Below are 22,933 nucleotides of genomic sequence, written 5' to 3'. Positions count from 1 at the left end.
CCCGGCACGACCTCGAGTCGCGCCACCCCGTGCCCGGCCCTCACGCGTCGCCGCCCTGGCGCGCCAGCAGGCGCGCGTAGGGGGCGGCACCGCTCAGGAGCGCCGGACCGCCGTCGAGCGGCTCCGCTCTGGGCGTCACCAGGGGCAGCCCTCTGGCCTCGAGTTCGGCCGACAGCGCCTGGTGAAGAGGGTTACCCGGCGTCAGCAGCCGTCCGCTGAAGGACACCCGGCGGGCTGGCCCGCCGAGACCGAGCCGTTCGGTTGCCGCCTGTGCCGCGTCGGCGAGGTCGGCCGCGGCCCCGGCGCAGATCCGGCCCGCCACCGGGTCGGCCCCGGCGGCCGCGTCGAGCACCTCGCGGGCGAAGGCCGCCGTACGCGAGATCATGGCCGGGTCCCGGTAGTACCGCTGCAGCGCGGCCAGGTCCACGCCGCCGAGCGCCGCGACGAGGCGGTCGGCCAGCCCGGTGGCCGGCCCCACCCGGTCGTACGACGCGGTCGCGGCGCGCATTCCGGCCAGCCCGATGGCGTGCGCGCTGCCCCGGTCACCGAGGTGGGGACCCCATCCGTCGAGCCGGGCGTGGTCGCCGTCAGCGTCCACGGCGAGCACGGTCGTTCCGGTCCCGACACACAGCAGTACGCCGGGGCCGCCGAGAGCGCCGGCGTGCGCGAGGATGCTGTCCTCCACGACCACGGCCGGACCGCCGAACTGCCGTTCGAGGGCGAGGGCGAGGCGCCGGCGTTCCGCCGACTCCCCCGGCACGCCGGTCAGGCCGGCCACCACGCCCGCCACCTGTTCGGGAAGGGAGATCGTCGCCGCGGCGCCACGAACCGCGGCCAGGATCCGGTCGACGCCGTCCTCGTGGGGCTGGTAGGAGAAGCCCGGGCCGACGCCGAGCTGGCGGCCCGCCGCCGCGCGTAGCAGCAGCCGGAGCTCCGACTTGCCGCCGTCGATGGTGATCGTCGTCGTCAACGTGACATCCCTGCGGTCAGGCCCGCGACGATCTGCTTGGTCGCGAGGGCGAACACCACCGCCAGCGGCACCAGGGCGATCACGAGTCCGGCGAAGAGGGTGCCGCGGTCGGCGGCGAACTCGCCGAAGAACCGGGTCAGCCCGACCGGGACGGTGTACTTGTCCCCGCTGCGCAGCAGCACCAACGGATAGAAGAAGTCGTTCCAGGTCGGCGCGAACTGGAAGACCGTGGCGACCGCGAGCGCCGGCCGCATCAGGGGCAGGACGACCGACACGAACAGCCGGCCCTCGTGTGCCCCGTCGATGCGCGCGGCCTCCTCCAGCTCACCGGGTAGTCCCCGCATGAAGCCCATGATCACGAAGATCGAGAACGGGATTCCGCTCGCCGCGTAGAGCAGCACCAACCCGATCCGGCTGTCGATCAGACCCATCGACTGGAACATGTAGAACACCGGCAGCAGGCCGAGCTTCGCGGGGATCATCAACCCGGACAGGAAGAACGCCGCCAGCAGGGCGCGGCCCCGGAACTTCCACCTGGACAGGGCGTAGGCGGCCATCGCCGACACGCTGACGCACAGCGCCACCGAGGCGCAGGTGACGGTCAGGGAGTTGACGAAGTACGTCGAGATCGACGCGGTCTGCCAGGCCCGGGTGTAGTTGCTCAGGTCGAACGAGCTGGGCAGCCCGACCGGTGCCTGGAGGATCTCCGCGTTGCTCCGCAGCGATCCGATCAGCACCAGCAGCAGCGGGCCGAAGGCGATCGCGGCGTAGGCCCACAGGACGAACTGGCCGCCGGCGGTGCGCAGCAGCGAACGCTGGCGGGTGCCACGCGGAGGTTCAATATCGCCCCTGGCTTTTTGTGCCGTGCGGGGGGCGGCGCGCAGGGTCGTCATCTAGTGGACCTCCCGGCGGCGCAGCACCCGCTCCAGGCCCAGGGAGACCCCGAAGATGAACACGAAGATGAGCATGGCCAACGCCGAGGACTCTCCGATCGCGTTGCTGCCGCCCTGGAAGGCGGTCCGGTAGTAGAGCAGGCCGAGTACGTCCATCGCGCCGCCGGGTCCGCCGTCGGAGCCGCCCAGCGCGTAGACGAGGTCGAAGATGTTGAAGCACCCGATGAACGTCAGCACGGTGATGACGCCGACCGCCGGCATCAGGAGCGGGAACCGGATGCTCCAGAACGCCCGGGTCGCGGACGCGCCGTCCATCGCGGCCGCCTCCTCCAGCTCCTGGGGGATGCCGCCCAGGGCGGCGCCGAAGATGAGCATCGGTCCGCCGATCCACTGCCAGGCGTTGACGAGGATCAGTACGGGCAGGGCGAGGTCCGGCTCACCGAGCCACGGACGCGCCCACGCGTCCAGGCCGACCGCGCGGAGCGCGAAGTTGATCGGGCCGAAGGTGGGGCTCAGCAGGAGCGACCAGATGTACCCGACGATCAGCGGGCTGATCAGGTAGGGAAGCGAGAAGAGCGTCTGGAACAGCCGCTTGCCCCAGGGATTGCGGTGCAGGAGCACCGCCAGGCCCAGTCCGACGGTGTTCTGGATCGCCATGGTGCCGACGAAGAAGAGGACGTTGTGCCCCAGCGCGGCGGGGATCTCGTCGCGTAACGGATAGCGGGCGAGAACCTCCTGGTAGTTACCGATCCCGACGAACTCCCCCTGCCGGGTGCCGTCCCAGTGGAACAGCCCGTAGTAGAAGGCGGTGACGAGCGGCACCACGACGAAGAGGCCGTAGAGCGCGAGGGCCGGCAGGCAGAAGGTCGTGATCCACCCTGCCGAGACCCGTCCCGCCCGGCGGCGTGACCGCCGGGCAGGACGGACCGTCAGTTCTTGGGCCGGAACCACTGATCGACCCCTCGTTGGACGTGGGCGGCCGTGTCAGCGGCGCTGCGTCGACCGAGGACGTAGTCGGAGAACGCCTCGGAGGCGAGGTCCCAGCCGGTGGGTGTGCCGCCGGAGAAGTACGCGTAGGTGACGTACGGACTCGGGTTCGCCTGGTATTCCCGGAGTGCCTGGGCCAGCAGTTCGTCCTGCGGCTGGACGCCCGGCACCGCGGAGATCTGGTGGAGCTCGGTGGCCAGGGCGCGGCCGAACTCCTCGGTCGCCATCCACCGCACGAGTTCCAGAGCCGCGTCCCGCCGGGGCGACTTCGCCGAGACGCCGAACGACCCGTCGACGTAGCCGGGGACCAGCGTCTTGTCGACCGCCGCGCCGGGCGCGGGCGGCACGTTGAAGATGCCCAGGTCCAGCTGCGGGTTGGCCTTCTTGAACCCGGCGATCTCCCACACGCCGCCGGGGAACGCGGCGGCCCGGCCGGAGGTGAAGAGTGCCTGCGCGTCCGCGTAGCTCACCCCGGACGCCTGCGCCGGCCAGTACTTCTGGGTGCTCTTCCACGCCTCGAGGGAGTTCACCCAGGGCGTGCCGGTGAACTTCGCCGAGCCGTCGAGCATCCTGGTCAGGTAGTCGGGGCCGCCGTACGTCGTGGCGCCGAAGATCTCCTGCTCGATCGGGAGCATCCACTTGTCGGTGACGGTGTTCGCCAGCGGGGTGACGCCGGCCTTCTTGAGCTTGTCGAAGCCCGCGATCATGTCCGCCCACGTGGTGGGGGCGGCGATGCCGTTGTCGGCGAAGATCTTCTTGTTGTAGATGACGTGCAGGGTCTGGAGCGCGAACGGAACGCCGTAGACGCGCCCGTCCTTCTCGCCCTTCGCGCCGTCGAGGACCGGCTTCGGGAAGCCGCCGAGCTTGTCGACCTGGTCGTCGAGGGGCACCAGGCTGCCGGCGGCGACCAGCGGCTGGAGCAGCCCGTAGGAGCGCAGCTGCGCGACGTCGGGGCCGCTGGAGTCGGTGAGGCCGGTCTTGAGGATCGTGTCGTACTCGGTGTTCTTGTAGGGCAGGTACTCCACCGTCACGCCCGGGTGGGCCTTCTCGTAGATCTGGAAGATCTTGTTGTATGCCGCGACATCCTCCTGCCGCCAGCCCCAGACCTTCAGGTTGACGGCGTCGTCGCCGCCGCCCCCGCTACCTGGCGCGCACGCAGTAAGGGTGATGGCGAGCAGCGCTGCCGCCCCCAGCACACCGCGTCTTCTGGGCATCGCATCTCCGATCGTCGTGGCCGCCACCCCGCTGGACGTGGCGGACCAGCCGAGGCTAATACTGGTATAGACCGGAGGTCAACGGTTACGCCGACCTCACCAGCCGTCCGGGCGTTTGCCCGTACGATGGCTTGAATTGCGTAGGAAGGAGAACTGGTTCGTGCCAAGGACGCGACATGAGCCGAGCGACGGGGCCCTTGAGTCCCTGCCGGCGGAGCGCAACGGCGGCAAGGGCGAGCACATCAGGGACGTCCTCACCGCCATGGTCCTGAACTCGCGGGACGGTGCGCTGCTCCCCTCGGAGCGGGTCCTCGCCGAACGGTTCGGAGTCGCCCGGATGACCGTCCGGGGCTCCATCGACGCGCTGGAGTCGAAGGGAATGGTCCGCCGCGTGCCCGGGCGTGGGACCTTCGTGCAGCACCCCACGCTGACCCACTCGGAGATCTTCCGCTCGTTCAGCGAGGACATGCGGATGCGCGGCATGACACCGGGTGCCAAGTCGTACCGCGCCCGCACCCGCCCGGCCGCCCGCCAGGTCGCCGCCAACCTCGACATCGCCCCGGGCGACCCGACCCACTACATCGAGCGGATCCGCACGGCGGACGGCATCCCGATGGCGTTGGAGCGGACGAACCTCGCCGCGGCACGGTTCCCCAGCCTGCTGAAGGTGATGGAGCGCGACGACTCGCTGTACGAGGTTCTGGGCCGTGTCTTCGGGGTGCGGCTCGAATCGGCCCGGCAGACCGTCACCATCGCCCGGCTGACCGGCACCGAGGCGAAACGGCTCGAAGTCGGCGAGGACACCCCGGCGTTCCTGATAGAGCGCATCTCGGTCGACAACATGGGCAAGGTCGTGGAGTACGGCCGCTCGCTCTACCGCGGCGACCGGTACGCCATCCAGATGCACGTCAGCCCCCCGTCCCAGGGCGGCTGACGCGCATCCGCAGGGCCGGTCAGCGCAGACCGGTGAGATGGTGCGCCTCGATTTCGGCTGCCGTCAGGGCGCGGTCGTAGATCGCCGCCTCGTCGAGGTCACCCTGCAACCGCTGGGACGTGTCGTCCCCACGGCCACCGAGCTTGACGCTCGCCGTACCGCTGCCGGGCGGCACCGACGTCGCGACGCTGTTGTCCGCGACGCCGTCGAGGTACACGGTCAGTCGCGATCCGTCGAAGACGGCGGCGACGTGGTGCCACTCGTCGACCGTCAGCCGGGTACGGCCGGTCACGAGGCCGTGCCCCTTCCCGGCGGCGCCGAGCGACCACGCCTGCAGGACGCCGTCGGTCACCCGCAGGGCGTAACCGTTGACCGCCGGCCCGGAGTAGCTCTCGATGACCGCCTGCCCCGGCGCCGGGGCGAGCCTGTCGAGCTTCACCCACGCCTCCAACGTGAAGGCGCCCTGAAGGTCGGTCCGCGGGCCTCGCGGCGCCTCGATGTAGCCGGCGGAGAGGTCCGCCGCCCGGTCACCGGTGATCGCGCCCTCGGCGACCGGCTGGGCGCCGGCGAGGTAGGTCCCGTTCCGTCCGCTGGCGGAGCTGTCCACGGCGGTGCTTGAGCCGGCCGGGTCGCCGAGGCGCCAGTAGCCGGCCGGGTCCGCCCCGGTCACGAGGTTCGGGTAGCTCTGCTGCCCGACCAGGATCGGCAGCGACACCTTCACCGGGGGCGCGCCGTCCTCGTTGAAGGCCACCGTGACCTGGTGGCGCCCCGGCTCCGCGCCGGCCGGTACGCTCACCTTCACCGGCACGCTCGCGACGATGGTCCGGCCATCCGGCCGGGCACGGAACACCTGCGTCGCCGGGTCGACGGTCCAGCCGTCCGGGCCGGTGGCGGTCACCCGTCCACTGAGCCGGTGATCCGCGAACACCTCGACGGCGACCTGGAACCGCTTCGTCTTCCCTGGCGCGATCAGCGACCCGGGCGGATCGACCGAGACGGCACCGCTGAACACGTCGGAGTAGTGCGGGACGATCTCGTAGACGCGCGGGGTCGCGCTGCCCGACGCCCAACGGATCCGCACCGCGCCGGCCGAGAGGTCCGCCGCCGGCACCTTGGTGAACCCGTCAGCGAGCGGTCCGAGATCCACCCAGGCGCCGTCGACCAGCGCCTGGATCACGCCGTCGGCGGGAGCCGTCGCGTCCTGCACCACGGTCACCGCCGACAGCCGGTGCGGCTTGGTGATCGCAACCGTGATCGCGTCGCCGTCCTGCGGCTTGCCGGCCGCGACGTAGGCCGTGTCGTCGCGCCGGTCGGTCAGGTTGCCCAGCGCGGACCCCTGGGCGGCAGCCGGTAGGCCCGTGGGGGCCCCGAGGTCGCCGTACCAGCGGTCGCCGATGTAGCCGTCGCTCTGCGCGGCCGCGAAGCTGAGCAGTTCGTCGACCGGGCCGGGGCTGATCTGGTGCGATGTCCTGTCGAGGATGCCGCGGGCACGCGCCTGCTCCCGCCGGGCCAGCCAGGCGGCTTCGCCGTTCCCCCGGTCCTGCGCCCGCAGGATCGCCAGCGCCGCCCGGCCCGCCTGGCCGGTCGTGCCGACCCGGTCCAGCCAGGGCTCGATCTGCTTGAGCAGCAGAGGGTTGTCGAGCTGCGCCCGCAGCGTGGTGGGGAGTTCCTCCAGACGGCGCAGCTCGCGGTCGAGCTGGTCGAGCTGGGCGTCCACCGCTCGGCCCGCCGAGTAGTCGGCGATGAGCCGGTTGACGAGCGCGGCGAACTGGGGCCGCGCGGTGTTGTCCAGGGCGCTGGCCTTGTTGTTCTCCGCGAAGAGTCGCAGCTGCGCGTACGCGTCGCCGCCGATGATCTCGAGAGTCCGCGTCCATGAGCGCTCGGCGTCGTAGGCCCCGGGGTTCCAGGCGTAGTCGGCCTGCGTGCCGAGTGGGATCTGCGAGGCCTCCTGGTGCTGGACGAGTCCGTTGAACGAGATGCCCAGGACGTCGTCCGCCATGCCGGCGTCGCGGTTCACCAGTGGGCCCAGCAGGAGTCGGTTGGGGCTGTAGTCGTTGACCGGGTAGTTGTCCCAGATCATGAGCCGGTGCCGCGGCCAGACGCCCTGAGCGGCCCGCAGGTCGTCCTCGGTGATGCGCGGCGAGACCACCTCCGAGCCCGTCCAGTAGAGGTCGACCTCGGTGCTGAGCAACTCGTCGAACCGGTTCTTGTACGGCGTGGGCGTCATGCCCCAGTACTCCGTCGGCACCGTCACCATGCGGCTGGCGCCGGGGCGCTTCTCGATGAACTCGCGTTGGACCAGGTTGGTGACCCCGGCCTGGGCCGCCGCGAGCGGCGACGGATCGCCCTGGTAGGCGTCCCGGTCCTCCTGGCACGCGAAGTTTCCGGACACGTCGTCCCAGGCGATGACGTAGCTGCGGACCCCGATCTCCCACAACTGCGCCAGACGCGCCAGCAACTTGGCCCGATCGGTGTCGCGTACGTGGCAGATCCCCCTGCCCGGAGCCAGGGGCGCCTCCGGCGAGATCCGGTACACGAAATCGACATGACGGGACGTCGCCAGGTCGAGGATCTCCTTCAACCGGCCCAGCTCCGCCTCGTCGTACAGGGAGTCCCAGTGCGATCCGGTACGCAGGTCGTCCGCCGGCCCGTAGAAGAACTGGTTCATCTTGTGCCGGGCCAGGAACTCGATCTGCGAGCGCCGGTCCTCCTGCGACCACACGGGTCCGTAGAACGACTCCATGCCCCCACGGATCCGGTAACCCGGCCAGTCGCGCACCGCCACGCCGTCGACGGCCACCCGGGCGCCTCGCGACACGAGCAGCTGACGCAACGACTGGACCGCGTAGAAGGTGCCCGCGCCGTCCACCCCCGCGAGGACGATCCGCGGTCGCCCGAGCCGATCGTGCCCGGCCGCCAGCACGTACCCCTCACCGGGCAGTCCCGCTGGCCCCTGCACCCCGAGAGCACTCAGCGCGGCGACGCTCGCCGACGTCTCGTTCGGGCCGCCGAGGAGGATCACCGGACGCGATGTCGACATGTCCGCGCTTCCGACGACCCTGGCGGTGACCCCGCGCGCGCCGAGCACGTCCACGAGAGACTGCCGGGCGGCCGGATCGGCGGCCGCACCCGCGACGACGTCGACGTGGTCGGGCAGGACGACCGATCCCGCACGCGCCTGCACGCGCTGCGGCGTCGGAAGGACGCGCGCCACGCCCACCCGATCAGGGGCCTGGGCCTCCCCCCGAGCCGGCACGGGGTTCACCAGGCCAACGGCGAGCACGACCGATCCGGCCAACACGCCGGTGCGGCGACAGCCGCGAAACGAGCGCAACAGAAACATCGAACCTCCACTCATGCGATATGGGCCAGCCGTGGTTCCGTAAAGGGTCCGGCGTGGCGTGCGGTGAGCGGACCACCGCGAGGACCGGCCGACATGGCAACCGCCGGTCTGGTCGAGTCAGCAGGGACGAGGCCGGCCGTCGGGGTCGGAGCCGACGGCCGCGCGAAAGGGGCTCCCGGAGGATCGTCCGGGCCGGGCTGGCATCCGCGCGTGGGATCGGTTGTGGCCGACCGGTCTATACCGATGACGAGGATCCATGCCACACCCGGTCACGTCAACCCCCTACCGGCGTACGACAGCGCTGGTCCGGGTCGCTGCGCGTAGCGAGCCATTGACATCAACTCGGTCGGACTTCACGATACTGGCCTAGGCCGGTATCTGGTCGTGCCGTGGACATCGACGGCCGACCCCGAAGGGAGATCGCCATGCGTATCCCGCCCATCCGCCGCGGCCAGGCCCACGCGGCCATGCTCGCAGCGCTTGCCTCCGTCGCCCTCGTCGTGCCGGCCGCGCCGGTCGCGGCGGGCCCGAGTGCCGTCACCGCGGTAGCCGAAGGTCCCAGAAAGCTCATCGCACAAGGGTTCGCAGACCCGGACGTGGTCCGCATCGGCCAGACCTGGTACGCCTACGCCACCAACGACTTCAGGCACCTCCCGGTGGCCAGCGCGCCCACCATCGACGGGCCGTGGCAGGTCCTCGGTGACGCGATGCCGGGCGGACCCGGCAGCTGGGCCGTCGCCGGCAGGACCTGGGCACCCGACGTGCACCCCAACCCTGACGGCAGTCTGACCCTCACCTACACGGCCCAGGACGCCGCCTCTGGCCGTCAGTGCATCGGTGTGGCGCTCGCGTCCTCGCCGCTCGGTGGGTTCGTGCCCTACGGATCGGGGCCGCTCATCTGCCCCCTCAGCCAGGGCGGCGCGATCGACGCGAACACCTTCGTCGCGCGGAACGGAACGCGCTACCTCACCTGGAAGAACGACGGCAACGCCATCAACCGGCCGTCCACGCTCTGGGTCAGCCAGGTCACCAACAACGGCACCGCCCTGGTCGGTCCGACGACGGCAATGCTGACCGTCGCGGCAGGCCAGATCATCGAGGCGCCGGACCTGGTCCAGCGTGACGACAAGATGGTGCTCTTTTACTCCGGTGGGTCCTTCGCCAGCTGCGGCTACTACACGTCGTACGCCACGGCGCCGACGGTCATCGGCCCCTGGACGCCGGCGCCGAACGCCTTCATGACCCAGGCCAACACGGGACTCTGCGGTCCGGGTGGCGCGGACGTCGTGACGGCCCAGGACGGGCTGGGCGGCGGCGACAAGGTCGTGATGCACGCGGCGGTCGCCGACGGCAGCAGGCACATGTACTCGATCAACCTCCGCTGGGTCAACGGCCTCCCGGTGCAGGGCGGCAGCCGCAAGTCCTCGCTCGACGGCAACGGCCGCGCCGAGATCGCCCTGGTCCAGGCCGACGGGCAGATCAAGGCCTGGCACAACTACAAGGGCTTCGACAACATGCCGTACGGCGCCGCCGCGGTCATCGGGACCTCCTTCACCGACCCGACCCGGGTACGCTTCGCCGACCTGGACAACGACGGGAGGTCCGAGCTGATCCAGATCCAGGCCGACGGCCAGATCAGGGCCTGGCACAACGACCTCGGCTTCGCCGCCTCGCCGTACGGGAACTCCGTCGTCATCGCGACCGGATTCACCGACCCGACCCGGACCGTATTCGCCGACCTGGACAACGACGGGAGGTCCGAGCTGATCCAGATCCAGGCCGACGGCCAGATCAGGGCCTGGCACAACGACCTCGGCTTCGCCGCCTCGCCGTACGGCTACACCGTCGTCATCGCGGCCGGGTTCACCGACCCCGCGAGGGTGCGGTTCATGGATCTCAACGACGACGGCCGCTCCGAGATCGCGCTGATCCAGACCGACGGGCAGATCAAGGCCTGGCACAACTACAGGGGCTTCGACACCATGCCGTACGGCGCCGCCCAGGTCATCGCGACCGACTTCCTCGACCCGGCCCGCACGATCTTCATCTGATCCGGGCTCGGACACCAGCACCACGAGCAGGGCGCTGCTCGGCGCGGCTACGTCGGTCCGGTGAGCTCGGGGCCGGTCCTTTCGCGCCGCCGGGTCCGCAGCCGCGCGGCCACCCTCAGCGGTGAGCCGGCGTGGTCGTCGACTCGCACGGAGGCCGCCGCCGCCCAGTCGATCTTCGTACGGCGCGGTGCGGCCGGCGTCGACGGTACGACGCCGGCCGCAGCCGACCGCACGGAGCCGACCCGGGCCGCGACGCTCCTGCTCGGCCCGGAGCCCAGCCCCGGCGCCGTGGACGTCGTCGCCGGTCATCCCCTGTGCGGCGACACCGCAGGCCAGCGCCGCAGTGATATCGCCAGGCCGGTTCCCTGGCCGCGGTCGCCCCGTCGTGGACGCCGGCCGCTCCGCGGCTCGGGGCCGGCCGGGCGCACCAGGTCGTCTCGGGTAGGTGGAGCCGGCGGTCGGCCGTCCGCGGTCCAGGGGCCCAGGAACGGCCTGGCCTGGGCGTTCTCGATGCGCCCGGCAGTGCCGGTGTGCTGCCGCCGCATCGCCTGCGGATCGCGGTGCCTCCGCGACGCGTGCGCCCGCCGGGGTCGCCGGGCCCGCGGTCGGCCAGGGACCAACACGTCGTGCGTTCCACCCGTCGACAGCAGCCTCCGCACGGACGCCGTCGCGGTGCGGCCCGGCTCCACACGCACGCACGAGACGGCCGGTGACACGCCACCTTGTTGCGGATGACGTGCCACCGGCCAGGGTCTACGCCGCGGCCACCGCACGATCTCCGGTGGTCCTCACGGACCGTCGACGATCGTGCGGTGGCCGCCCTCATGCCCTCGCCACGCCTCACACGTGGCGTCCGGGGTCAGCCCGTCGTGCCGGCCGAGTGGTGTCGCGCGACCTCGTCGGCGGTGAGGGCATGGTCGTAGACGGCAACCTCGTCGAGCAGCCCGGCGAGCCTGGCACCGGCATCGTCACCACGGGCCCCCAGCTTGAGGCTTCCGGCCCCGTCGGTCGGGCTCACCTTCGTGGCGGCCGAGCCGTCGGGTCGTCCGTCGAGGTAGACCGTCAGGGTCGACCCGTCGTAGACCACGGCCACGTGATGCCACTTGTCCGGCGTGACCACCGTCTGCCCTTCGACCGACGCCAGTTGCCCGGCTGCGCCCAACGTGAGGGCGCTGATCCTGCCTCCGGGCAGGACGCGCAGCGCGTAGCCGTTGTAGGCGGGCGCGTCGTACTTCTCGACCACGCCGTACTGACCGCAGACGTCGTTGAGATTCACCCACGCCTCGAGGGTGAACGAGCCACTGACGCTCACCGAGGCCGAGTCCGGTACGGCGACGTAGCCGCCGGTCAGCTCGGCGGCGGTATCCGGATCGCCCGTCAGCGCGCCCGGGCGGCCCAGTGCCACCGCGTCCGCGTACGCGCCACGGTTGCCGGTGCCGGAGGAGTCCTCGGCGCTCGTGCCGGATCGCTCACCCAGCCGCCAGTAGCCGACCGGCTTGTCGGCCAGCACCTGCGCCGCGTAGGAGGACTGGGCGATGGCCGCCGGCTGCCTGCTCGTCGGCGTCTGCCCGGCTGCCGAAACCGCCGGAGCCGGCGCTGAGCTGCCCTGCACGGCACTCCCACCCGAGCGCTGCGCACTGGGCGAGGGGCCGGGGTTGCCGAGCACACCCTTGACGTAGTGCGAGTCGATCTGCCCCGGAGTCAGGGCCTTGTGGTAGATCGCGACCTCGTCGAGGTCGCCGAAGAAGCGGTCCGCCGCGTCGTCTCCACGGGCGCCAAGCTTGAGGCTGCTCCTGCCGTCGGTAGGCGCCTTGGCCACCGGGGTGGACGTCTGCAGCTGCCCGTCGAGGTAGGTCCGCAGCGTCGTCCCGTCATACGCTGCCACCACGTGGTGCCATCGCACCTGCTGCACGCTGCGCGGGCTGGACGCGCCGGACTGCGCCTCGTCGGCGATCGTGAGCGCCTGCAGCTTGTTGCCGTTGACCAGGCGCAGGGCGTAGCCGTTGCGCGACGGCAGGCAGTCGCCGCCGTCGTACTTCTCGACGATGCCCTGCGGTCCACCCGCCGCGTCCTTGACCCACGCCTCCAGCGTGTAGGCCCCGGTGACACTGAGCGAGGCGCTGTCCGGAATCTCGGCGTAGCCGTCGTCCAGCCGGACCGCGGTGTCGGCGGAGTCGGCGATCGCCCCTGGCTGGGACCGACCGACGCTGCCACGGTAGGCACCAGCGTTTCCGTTGCCGGAGGCATCGACCACCGGCTGGCCCTGGGCGTCGCCGAGCCGCCAGTAGCCCACCGGCGCGTCCCGCTTCACCAGCGCGGCGTAGTCAGCCGGATCCGGTCGGGCGACCCGGACCGACAACGAGGTGGTCCGCGCCGTACCACCGGACGGACGGGTGACCACGTCGATCCGGTAGCTCCCGGGCGCCGCATCGGTGGGGATCCGGACCGAGGTCGCGAGCTCGGACCAGGCCAGTCTCTGGTTGCTGCTCACGCGGAACGGCAGCTTCGGGTCGCGCACCGTCCACCCGGTCGGAACACCGACACCGACGGTGCCGCCGACCGTGCCCTGCCCGAGCGCCTCGACCTCCAGGTCCAGCGCAAACGTCTCACCCGGCTCCAGCAACATACGCGGGGTCGTCACCTTCGTAGCCTCCGCGCTCGGCGCGGTGGCCACCTTCACCGCCCGGTAGGTCGCCCGGACCGTGACCGCCGTCGTCGGCCGGCCGAGGTCGACCAGCTCGCGCTCGGCGTCAAACGTCACCGAACGGCCGTCGACGGTGACCCCGGTCAGCCGGTGACCGCGCGGCGCACGCAGGTGCAGCACCACGTCCGTCAGCGGCGCCCGTCCGGTGGCCGCGCGCGGTGGGTCGACCCGCACGGTCAGCCGGCCGTCCGTCAGCTCCGACGAGGAGGCGAACCCCACGGGGCCGAAGGACGTCGGCAGGTCGGCGACCTCGATCCGCTCCCCGTCCGCGAGCCAGGGCCGCGGCGTGGCCGGCGCCAGGTGCAGCCGGGTCGGCACGCCGTCGGCGTTCAGGTCCTCGCTGACCAGCAGGCCGCGCACCGCCTCCAGATAGGTGGCGTTGTTCGGCGACAGCGGCGGCCAGTACTGCGACCGGTAGTACTCACCGAACTGCGGGCACGGCGAGATCGTGGCGCCCTCGCCGCCGACGTAGGTGTGCGGCGTGAAGCTGTGCGCGAGCATCCCGTAGAAGCTCAGGTCGAGGCGATCGGACTCGGCATTGTCGGCCAGGAACCGCATCAGCGAGTAGCCGTACTGCTGGTCGATGCCGCTGGACTTGTATCCAGGCACCGCCGGCCACTGGTTGTGCCGGATGTTCTGGCAGACGCCGGGATCGGCGGTCGAAAGGTTGAACCTGGTCAGGCCAAGGAACAGCGACCCGTGCTTGTAGAGGTAGTCCCGTAGTCCGGTCGCCGTCGCGCTGCCCGGCTCGAACAGCCCGGTCGCGAGTGCGTACGGCATGATCAGGTTCCAGTAGCTGCCGAGGAAGTCGGTGGTGACCTTGTCGTACGGCTTCGACGACGCCGGATCCAGCAGCGCGATCGGCACGAACACCGAACCGTCCGGCAGCACCGTCTTCGACTTCTCCACCGCGCCCAGCAGTGACGCGCGCAGGCCGGCCGCCTCGTCGAGGAACGGCTTCGCCTCGTCGGCACGGCCCATCAGCCGCAACGCGACACCGACGTCGCGCAGTCCGCGCCAGACCTCCGACTGGTGGTGCAGGCCGTAGACCGGCTCCGGAATGTCGGAGGCGTAGCGGGTCTTGGCCAGCAGACCGTTCGGGTCCGCGACGCGTTGCCGCTTGAAGTCGGCGAGCCAGTCACGGAACGTCGGCAGGTTCTCCAGCAGCAACGACCCGTCGTTGCTCTGCAGGTAGTACGTCGCCACCGTCTGCAGCTTGATCCCGCGCTCCCAGGACACGAAGAAGCTGCCCTGGCCGCGTCGCAGCATCTCGGTGAGGTTCGCGCGCGCCTTGTCCTGGTAGCCGAAGTCCCCGAGCGAGGTGACCGTCGCCGCGATCTCCGGCACCCAGGCGAAGGACTTGTCCAGCGACTCGTAGCCGTTCCCGACGGTGAGGTTGAAGCCCATCACCAGGTTGTTCAGCAGCGTGCTGCGCATGGCGTCCGCGGCGTACCGCTCCGGAAGCCGGACCTTGGCGCCGGCGTTGAGCTGCGCCGTCCAGTAGGCGCCGGTGCGGGACTTCGCGGCGTCGTAGAGCTTGGCCGACGGACGGTCGGCGGGCAGTTCGGCCGGCTCGTTCGGCACGACCAGATAGAACTCGGCCTTCCCGCGGCTCAGGTCGGGCGTGAAGCTCAGGTCGGGCGCGGACCAGGTCGCCGCACCGCTGTACGCGACCACGGTCTTCCCATCGAGGGTCAGCCGTCCGGGCGTGGCGACGACGTCCGCCACCTTGTCACGGCTCACGTTCAGCCGCAGCCGCGGGTGCGCTTTCGCCGGCCCGCTGACGACGAACCGGAGCATGCTGACTGCCGGGCCACCCGGGGTGAGCTCGGTGACGAACGACTCGCGCTCGTAGCGGACCCCGGCGGCGTCACGATAGGTGTTGGCGAGGATCGGCAGGTATCCGCCGGTCAGGCGGGGGGCACCCGACCTCGCCTCGGCCTGGCCGTAGCGCTCGGCCCCGTCTGCACCGACGAAGAAGCGGACGCGCTGGGTCGCCCGCGAGTCCGACCATTGCGACATCAGCTCGCTGCCGTCGGCGACGTGCAGCGAGAAGTCCCGCTCCTCGGCCCACCGGGTGGGGTCCGGTGCCGGGTAGGTGAAGGGCAGGTAGTACCAGGGCGAGGCGGCGTCTGTCGTGCCACCGTGGTTGGCCGGCACCAGCAGCGGCTTGACGTTGGTCAGGGTCGGACCGTCGGGCAGGCCGAGCAACTTCTCGCCCCAGTGGTCGGATCCCTGCTCCAGCGCGTGGTTCACTCGATCGGCGTAGCCGTCGGGCAGTTTCAGGTCATCGCGGGGGCCGGACTGGCCGTGAGCCTTCTGCTCGCCGGCCGCCCGCTCGCCGGCCGCCTGGACGCCGGCCGCCTGGACGTCCTCGGATTCCTGCGCCAGCAGGCCGGCCGCCAACGTCACCACCGTCAGCAGCGACAGCGCGGCCCTCGATCTCGATCTTGTGGCCATTCGATCCACCTTCGTGTGGAGTACTGCGAATACTGGACTAGTCCAGTAACTCTGGAGCACCCTCCTCGCCGGTGTCAACACTCCGACTGCCCACCCCTTTCACGAGGGCGCGTCACGACGATCGACCCGAGCGCGGGCTGTCTGCTGTGTACCGTCCCGGCTCCTGGAGAGACTTCCCGGATTCGGAGGAACCGCCAGACGGCAGAAACGGAATCGAATCCTCAGTGCTGCGGGAGCGAGCGGTGCGGATGGTCGAGGAGGTGTGCAGATGTTCGCCGAACAGGGCGTCGAGGGAACTGCGCGTGCGCTCCACCCCTCCGGCCCGCACGCGCGTTCAACCCCGATGAGCAGGATCGCCGGTCAGGAAGATGTCCCCACTCACGGCAGTACCGGGGTGACGGGCTAGGGCCTGTTTCAGAAGTTGATCCACGGGCTCGTCTCCGTCGATGATCTTGTGGTGGGTCGTGGTGATCTGACCGACGAGCAGTGGACGATGTTGGAGCCGCTACTGCCCGCGTCGGTGGGGCGTGGGCAGCCAGCGGTGTGGTCGCGTCGACTATTGATCAACGGGATCAGGTGGCGGGTGCGGACGGGGTGTCCGTGGCGTGATCTGCCGCCGGAGTACGGACCGTGGCAGACGGTGTATGGGCTGTTCCGGCGGTGGCAGCGCTCGGGGATGTGGGCGCGGATCCTCACCGCGTTGCAGGCCAGGGCGGACGCGGCCGGCTTGATCTGCTGGGAGGTCAACGTCGACTCGACGATCTGCCGGGCTCATCAGCACGCCGCCGGCGCCCGACGCGACGTTGACGCGCAGCGGGAGCCAGCCGGTGGGGTGGTGTCTGAGCCTGCCAATCACGGACTCGGCCGGTCCCGCGGTGGCCTGACCACGAAGATCCACCTGGCGTGTGAGCAGGGCCAGAAGCCGCTGTCGATCCTGGTCACGGCCGGGCAGCGCGGGGACTCGCCGCAGATCGTGCCGGTGCTGCGGGGTATCCGGGTGCCCCGGCTGGGACCAGGCCGACCACGGCAGCGGCCGGTTCGGGTGCGCGGCGACAAGGCGTACTCGTCGCGGGCCAACCGTGAATATCTGCGCCGCCACGGGATCAAGGCCACCATCGCCGAGCCCGCCGACCAGGCCCGCAACCGTAAGAAGCGCGGCGCAGCCGGTGGCAGGCCACCAGTGTTCGACGTCGAGGACTACAAGGCCCGTCACGCCGTGGAGTGCGGCATCAACCGGCTCAAACGCCACCGGGCCGTGGCCACCCGCTACGACAAACTCACCGTCCGCTTCGAAGCTGCCGTGCACGTCGCCGCGATCAACGAGTGGCTCTGACCACCGAGCATCACCTCATGCGAAGCTGAGCCCGCTGACCAGCAGAGCAGGGAGACACCGGATGGCCGCCGACTACTACTACGCCGACACCGAGAACGGCGACCACATCGACGACCCTCCGAAGACGCCCTGTTCATGCTCATCGACGAGCTGAACCGCGCTGACAACACCTTCGTCACGATCAACCCCGCCGACGACGACCCAGCCTGGTACGCCTCGATCTCACTGCTCGACGACGACACCTACGAAGTCGAACGCCGTGACACCCACCAGCACATCCACGACCTCACCATCGAGACCGACCCTGGCCACATCGCCAGGGACCTCACCATCTGGCTAGCCGGCCGCCACTACCCCAACCGACCAGCCTGAACCTCAGTCCGTACTTCTGAAACAGGCCCTAGGTCAGCACGCCGGCAGCGACGACCGCACCGCCGCAATCGATGCGGCCTTTCGGCCACAGCCTGGGCGCCTTCGACGCCCGGCAGGACCCGAGGGGATGTTCGCGCAGCTCGGACAGGGTGACGGCGTCACTTGGCGTTGAAGTAGCTCGCCTCCGGGTGGTGCACCACGATCGCGTCCGTCGCCTGCTCCGGCATCAGTTGGAACTCCTCCGACAACTGCACACCGATCCGCTCCGCGCCCAGCAGCTCCACGATCTTCGCCCGGTCCTCCAGGTCCGGGCAGGCTGGGTAGCCGAACGCGTACCGGCAGCCCCGGTAGTCGGTGCGCAGCAGACCCGCCAGATCCGCCGGGTCGTCGTCGGCCACCGTACGGCCGCCCGGCAGGGCCAGCTCGGCGCGGATCCGCCGGTGCCAGTACTCCGCGAGGGCCTCGGTGAGCTGTACGGACAGCCCGTGCACCTCCAGGTAGTCGCGGTACTCGTTGCGGGCGAACATCTTCGCCGTGTACTCGCTGATCGGCTGCCCCACGGTGACCAACTGCAACGCCACCACGTCCAGCTCGTCGCCGCGCGGGCGGAAGAAGTCGGCCAGGCAGAGCCGCCGCTCCTGCCGCTGCCGGGGGAAGGAGAACCGCGCCCGCTCGGAGTGCCCGTTCTCGTCCAGCACCACCAGGTCGTTGCCCTCGGCGTACGCCGGGAAGTAGCCGTACACCACGGCCGCCTCCAGCACCTGGTCGGCGATCAGCCGGTCCAGCCAGTAGCGCAGCCGGGGCCGGCCCTCGGTCTCCACCAGTTCCTCGTAGGACGGTCCCTGCCCGCTGCGGGCGCCCCGCAGGCCCCACTGCCCGAGGAAGGTGGCCCGCTCGTCGAGCAGCGCCGCGTAGTCGGCCAGCGGCACGCCCTTGACCACCCGGGTGCCCAGGAACGGCGCGGCGGGCACCTCCACGTCGGTGGCCACGTCGGAGCGCACCGAGGCGTCGTCCAGCTCCGGCAACGACTCGCTGACGATGGCGCGCTGCCGCTCGCGGCGCGCCCGCCGGGCCGCCAGGGCCGCCTCCCGCTCCGCGTCGATCACGGGCGCCCCGCCGCGCTTGGCCGTCATCACCCGGTCCATCAGCGACAGTCCCTCGAACGCGTCCCGGGCGTAGTGCACCTGGCCGGGGAACATCGCCCGCAGGTCGTCCTCGACGTACGCCCGGGTCAGCGCCGCCCCGCCCAGCAGCACCGGCCAGCGCTCCGCGACCCCGCGCGACGCCATCTCGGCGAGGTTCTCCTTCATGATCACCGTGCTCTTCACCAGCAGGCCGGACATGCCTATCGCGTCGGCCCGGTGCTGCTCGGCGGCCTCCAGGATCGCGTTGATCGGCTGCTTGATGCCGATGTTGACGACCTCGTAGCCGTTGTTGGACAGGATGATGTCCACCAGGTTCTTGCCGATGTCGTGCACGTCACCACGCACCGTGGCCAGCACGATGCGGCCCTTGCCGCCGTCCTCGGCGGTCTCCATGTGCGGCTCCAGGTACGCCACGGCGGTCTTCATCACCTCGGCGGACTGGAGCACGAACGGCAGCTGCATCTGACCGGAGCCGAACAGCTCGCCGACGACCTTCATGCCGTCGAGCAGGATGTCGTTGATGATGGACAGCGGGGTGCGCCCCTGCGCCATCGCCGCGTCCAGGTCGGCCTCCAGGCCGTTGCGCTCGCCGTCGATGATCCGCCGCTTGAGCCGCTCCTCCAGCGGCAGCGCGGCCAACTCCTCCGCCCGCCCGGCCCGCGCCGACGCGGCGTCCACGCCCTCGAAGATCTCGATGAACCTCTGCACCGGGTCGTAGCCCTCGCGGCGGCGGTCGTAGACGAGGTCCAGCGCCGCCTCCCGCTGCTCGTCGGGGATCTTGTTGAACGGCAGGATCTTGCTGGCGTGCACGATGGCGCTGGTCAGGCCGGCCTCGCGGCACTCGTGCAGGAAGACCGAGTTGAGCACCTGCCGGGCCGCCGGGTTGAGCCCGAACGAGACGTTGGAGATGCCGAGGGTGAAGTTGACCCCCGGATAGCGGCGGGCGATCTCCCGGATCGCCTCGATGGTCTCGATGCCGTCGCGCCGGGTCTCCTCCTGGCCGGTCGCGATCGGGAACGTCAGCGCGTCGATCAGGATGTCCGAGCGGTCCATCCCCCACCGCCCGGTGAGGTCGTCGATGAGCCGCCCCGCGACCCGCACCTTCCAGTCAGCGGTCCGCGCCTGCCCCTCCTCGTCGATGAGCAGCGCCACCACGGCGGCGCCGTGCTCCTTGACGATGGGCATCACCCGGGCGTAGCGGGACTCCGGCCCGTCGCCGTCCTCGAAGTTGACCGAGTTGACCACGCACCGGCCGCCGAGCATCTCCAGGCCCGCCTCGACCACCTGCGGCTCGGTCGAGTCGAGCATGATCGGCAGGGTGGAGGCGGTGGCGAAGCGGCCGGCGAGTTCCCGCATGTCCTGGGTGCCGTCGCGGCCGACGTAGTCGACGCACAGGTCCAGCAGGTGCGAGCCGTCGCGGGCCTGGCTGCGGGCGATCTCCACACAGGCCCGCCAGTCGCCGGCGAGCATGGCCTCGCGGAACGCCTTGGAGCCGTTGGCGTTGGTGCGCTCCCCCACCATCAGCAGGGAGGCGTCCTGGGCGAACGGCACCGGGTGGTAGACCGACGAGACACCGGCCTCGTGCCGCGGCTCGCGGGATGCCGGGCGCGTGCCGTGCAGGCGCTCCGAGAGGACCCGGATGTGCTCGGGGGTGGTGCCGCAGCAGCCGCCCACCAGCGAGACGCCGTACTCGGTGACGAACCGCTCCAGCGCGTCGGCCAGCTCCACGGGGGTCAGCGGGAAGTACGCCCCGTCGGCGGTCAGCACCGGCAGGCCCGCGTTCGGCATCACCGACAGCGGAATCCGGGAGTGCCGGGACAGGTAGCGCAGATGCTCGCCCATCTCGGCCGGCCCGGTCGAGCAGTTCAGCCCGATCAGGTCGACGCCCAGCGGCTCGATGGCCGCCAGCGCCGCCCCGATCTCGCTGCCCACCAGCATGGTGCCGGTGGTCTCCACGGCGACGTGGCAGATGATCGGCACCGTCCGGCCGAGCCGGGCCATGGCCCGCTTCGAGCCGACGACGGCGGCCTTGACCTGGAGCAGGTCCTGGCAGGTCTCCACGATCAGCGCGTCCGACCCGCCCTCGATCAGGCCCTCGGCGTTCTCCTGGTACGCGTCGCGCAGGGTCGCGTAGTCGGCGTGCCCCAGGGTGGGCAGCTTGGTGCCCGGGCCGATCGAGCCCAGCACGAAGCGGGGCCGCTCGGGGGTCGCGTACGCGTCGGCGGCCTCCCGGGCGAGGCGGGCCCCGGCCTCGGAGAGCTCGCGGATGCGGTGCTGGATGTCGTACTCACCCAGGTTGGCCAGGTTGGCCCCGAAGGTGTTGGTCTCGACGCAGTCCGCGCCGGCGGCCAGGTACGCCTCGTGCACCCCGCGCACGACGTCCGGTCGGGTGGCGTTGAGGACCTCGTTGCAGCCCTCGTAGCCCTCGAAGTCGTCCAGGGTGAGATCGGCCGCCTGCAGCATCGTGCCCATCGCGCCGTCGGCGATGAGAATCCGGTCTGCCAGTACGTCGAGCAATGAGGTCCGCACAGGATCAGGTTAGTGCCGTCGCCGGCCGATGGATTCCCCCGCACGTGCCTTCCCACATTGTGTCAGCGGGATCACGCTGTCCGGTTCATCGTGGTATGGCCGACCGTCGCTGGGCTCGACCGGCGCGGCCGGCGGGCCGCATCCCGCCCCGACACGTAGGCTGACGGACGTGAAGGACTACAGCGACAGCACCACGCCCGGCGGGCGGACGACCGGGTCCGGTCCCGGCGCCGGCCCCGACGAGCAGGGTGAGGTGACGGCGTGACCGAGTTCGACGGACTGCCGGTGCTGCGGTCCCCCGTGGCGATCGCCGCGTTCGAGGGCTGGAACGACGCCGCCGATGCCTCCACCGCCGCCGTCGAGCACCTGGAGCAGGTGTGGCAGGCCCGGCAGGTCACGGAGCTGGACCCGGAGGACTTCTACGACTTCCAGGTCAGCCGCCCCACGATCACCATGGCCGAGGGCGAGACCCGCCGGGTGGAGTGGCCGACGACGCGCTTCATGGTGGCCAGCCCCGAGGGCACCGAACGGGACGTCGTGCTGATCCGCGGCATCGAGCCGAGCATGCGGTGGCGCACCTTCTGCGAGCAGGTGCTGGAGATCTGCCACAGCCTGGAGGTCGAGCGGGTCGTCGTGCTCGGCGCGCTGCTGGCCGACGTGCCGTACACCCGGCCGCTGCCCATCAGCGGCAGCGCCTCCGACGCGGAGGCCGCCCAGCGCTACCAGCTCACCCCCACCCGCTACGACGGGCCGACCGGGATCGTCGGCGTGCTGCACGACGCCTGCAACAAGGCCGAGGTCGACGCCGTCTCGTTCTGGGTGCACGTGCCGCACTACGCCAACAACCCGCCCTGCCCGAAGGCCACCCTCGCCCTGCTGCACCGGGTCGAGGAGGTGCTCGACCTGCCGGTGCCCATGGCCGACCTGGCCGAGGAGGCCGCCGAGTGGGAGCAGCGGGTGCGCAGCGCCGCCGAGCAGGACGCCGAGCTCGGCGAATACGTGCGCGAGCTGGAGGAACGCGTCGGCGACGCGGGCATCACCCCGCTGACGGGTGACGAGATCGCCCAGGAGTTCGAGAAGTACCTGCGCCGTCGCGGCGGCTCCGCCGGCCCCACGGCCGGCTCCTGGTAGCACCCATCCCCTGCCGCACCGGCCCCGGACGCGTGTCGTCCGGGGCCGGTCTTTTGGCGTGTCCGGGGTGGCGCGGTCACCACCCCTAAGGCATCCTAGGAACCTAGCTGTCATCGAGGAGGCGGGCATGCAGATCAATCCGGGGGCGGCCGAGTTCCCGCACCGGCAGATCGCCGCGCAGCTCAAGGCCCAGATCCGCCGCGGCGACTGGGCACCGGGCGAGCGGCTGCCGTCCATCCCGGCCATCGCCGAGATGTTCGGCGTGGCGAAGCAGACCGTGCAGCGCGCCGTCGACCAGCTGCGGGTCGAGGGCATCCTGATCACCAAGCCCGGCTCCGGGACGTACGTCCGAGGCACCCGGCGGCGGCTCAACCGGCTCTCCCGGGGCCGCTACGGCGGCTTCCGCGGCTACCACACCGACCTGGCCGCGCGGTACCGGCAGCAGCTCGTCTCCGTCGGCAGGGCCCCCGCCCCGCCGGAGGTGGCCGACGCGTTCGGGGTCGCCGACGGCACCGACCTGCTCTGCCGCCGCCACCTCGTGCGCACCGAGGACTCCCCCGTCGAGGTGGGCGCCTCGTGGTTCCTGCCCGCCGACACCGCCGGCACCTCGCTGGAGCGCGCCGAGGCGTTCGGCCGGCCGCTCTACCAGGAGGCCGAGGAGGCAACCGGCCGGCGGTACGTCTCCGCCACCGACACCATCAGCGCCCGCCAGCCCAGCCGGGAGGAGGCCGAGATCCTCCAGATCCGCCCCGACACCCCCGTGCTGCACCTGCTGCACGTGGCCTACGACGGCCACCGCAAGCCGATCGAGGTCGCCCAGGCCACCTGGCCCGGCCCGGTCACCACGCTGACCGAGGAGTACAAGAT

General features: G+C 71.1%; 13 protein-coding genes. 6 read left to right on the top strand and 7 right to left on the bottom strand.

From position 1 onward, the window contains the following. Nucleotides 1-40: 40 nt before the first annotated feature. From F6X68_RS02565 to F6X68_RS02550, 4 genes are read right to left on the bottom strand one after another with little or no spacing between them, the layout of a single operon-like run. On the bottom strand, nt 41-970 hold the full coding sequence (locus tag F6X68_RS02565) for an N-acetylglucosamine kinase (RefSeq protein WP_151452720.1): 930 nt from the start codon (nt 968-970) through the stop codon (nt 41-43). Then, nucleotides 967-1,863: a carbohydrate ABC transporter permease gene (locus tag F6X68_RS02560; protein WP_151452719.1), complete on the bottom strand. Its 897-nt coding sequence runs from the start codon at nt 1,861-1,863 to the stop codon at nt 967-969. Before F6X68_RS02560 ends, F6X68_RS02565 begins: the two co-directional genes overlap by 4 nt. Then, nucleotides 1,864-2,814: a carbohydrate ABC transporter permease gene (locus F6X68_RS02555; protein ID WP_225851932.1), complete on the bottom strand. Its 951-nt coding sequence runs from the start codon at nt 2,812-2,814 to the stop codon at nt 1,864-1,866. Next, nucleotides 2,793-4,064, bottom strand: coding sequence for an ABC transporter substrate-binding protein (locus tag F6X68_RS02550; RefSeq protein ID WP_151452718.1), 1,272 nt, complete (start codon nt 4,062-4,064; stop codon nt 2,793-2,795). Before F6X68_RS02550 ends, F6X68_RS02555 begins: the two co-directional genes overlap by 22 nt. Before the next feature lie 160 nt (nt 4,065-4,224). On the opposite strand from F6X68_RS02550, the gene F6X68_RS02545 reads away from it, so the two are divergent. Next, nucleotides 4,225-4,998 (top strand): GntR family transcriptional regulator, encoded by a 774-nt coding sequence (locus tag F6X68_RS02545; RefSeq protein ID WP_151452717.1) that lies wholly within the window; start codon nt 4,225-4,227, stop codon nt 4,996-4,998. Between the two features lie 19 nt (nt 4,999-5,017). Here F6X68_RS02545 and F6X68_RS02540 read toward each other — a convergent pair whose 3' ends face one another. Then, a complete protein-coding gene (locus tag F6X68_RS02540) occupies nt 5,018-8,341 on the bottom strand; it encodes a beta-N-acetylglucosaminidase domain-containing protein (RefSeq protein ID WP_225851931.1) in 3,324 nt (1,107 codons plus the stop codon). A gap of 425 nt (nt 8,342-8,766) precedes the next feature. On the opposite strand from F6X68_RS02540, the gene F6X68_RS02535 reads away from it, so the two are divergent. Next, nucleotides 8,767-10,392, top strand: coding sequence for a family 43 glycosylhydrolase (locus tag F6X68_RS02535; protein WP_151452715.1), 1,626 nt, complete (start codon nt 8,767-8,769; stop codon nt 10,390-10,392). An 859-nt stretch (nt 10,393-11,251) separates the two neighbouring features. Here the strand turns inward: F6X68_RS02535 and F6X68_RS02530 are convergent. After that, on the bottom strand, nt 11,252-15,616 hold the full coding sequence (locus F6X68_RS02530) for a LamG domain-containing protein (RefSeq protein ID WP_151452714.1): 4,365 nt from the start codon (nt 15,614-15,616) through the stop codon (nt 11,252-11,254). Between the two features lie 397 nt (nt 15,617-16,013). Between F6X68_RS02530 and F6X68_RS02525 the strand changes: the two genes are divergently transcribed. Then, entirely contained in the window at nt 16,014-16,889 is an 876-nt protein-coding gene (locus F6X68_RS02525) for an IS5 family transposase (protein WP_151452713.1), read from the top strand. A 135-nt stretch (nt 16,890-17,024) separates the two neighbouring features. Continuing rightward, nucleotides 17,025-17,261: a hypothetical protein gene (locus F6X68_RS02520; protein ID WP_225851930.1), complete on the top strand. Its 237-nt coding sequence runs from the start codon at nt 17,025-17,027 to the stop codon at nt 17,259-17,261. Between the two features lie 158 nt (nt 17,262-17,419). On the opposite strand, the gene metH is transcribed toward F6X68_RS02520, so the two are convergent. Then, nucleotides 17,420-20,935: a methionine synthase gene (metH, locus tag F6X68_RS02515; RefSeq protein WP_192581249.1), complete on the bottom strand. Its 3,516-nt coding sequence runs from the start codon at nt 20,933-20,935 to the stop codon at nt 17,420-17,422. 261 nt (nt 20,936-21,196) lie between these two features. Here metH and F6X68_RS02510 point away from each other — a divergent pair, with 261 nt between their 5' ends. Together F6X68_RS02510 and F6X68_RS02505 are read left to right on the top strand one after the other, a co-directional pair. After that, nucleotides 21,197-22,066 (top strand): PAC2 family protein, encoded by an 870-nt coding sequence (locus F6X68_RS02510; protein ID WP_101409578.1) that lies wholly within the window; start codon nt 21,197-21,199, stop codon nt 22,064-22,066. A gap of 127 nt (nt 22,067-22,193) precedes the next feature. Further along, nucleotides 22,194-22,933 (top strand): GntR family transcriptional regulator (locus F6X68_RS02505; protein WP_151452712.1); only part of this gene is annotated, 740 nt, incomplete at its 3' end.

Source organism: Micromonospora sp. AMSO12t (genome assembly GCF_008806585.1).
GTDB classification, from domain to species: domain Bacteria; phylum Actinomycetota; class Actinomycetes; order Mycobacteriales; family Micromonosporaceae; genus Micromonospora; species Micromonospora reichwaldensis.
Note: the sequence above shows the minus strand (reverse complement) of the source record. Positions and strands in the feature narration are given on the sequence as shown.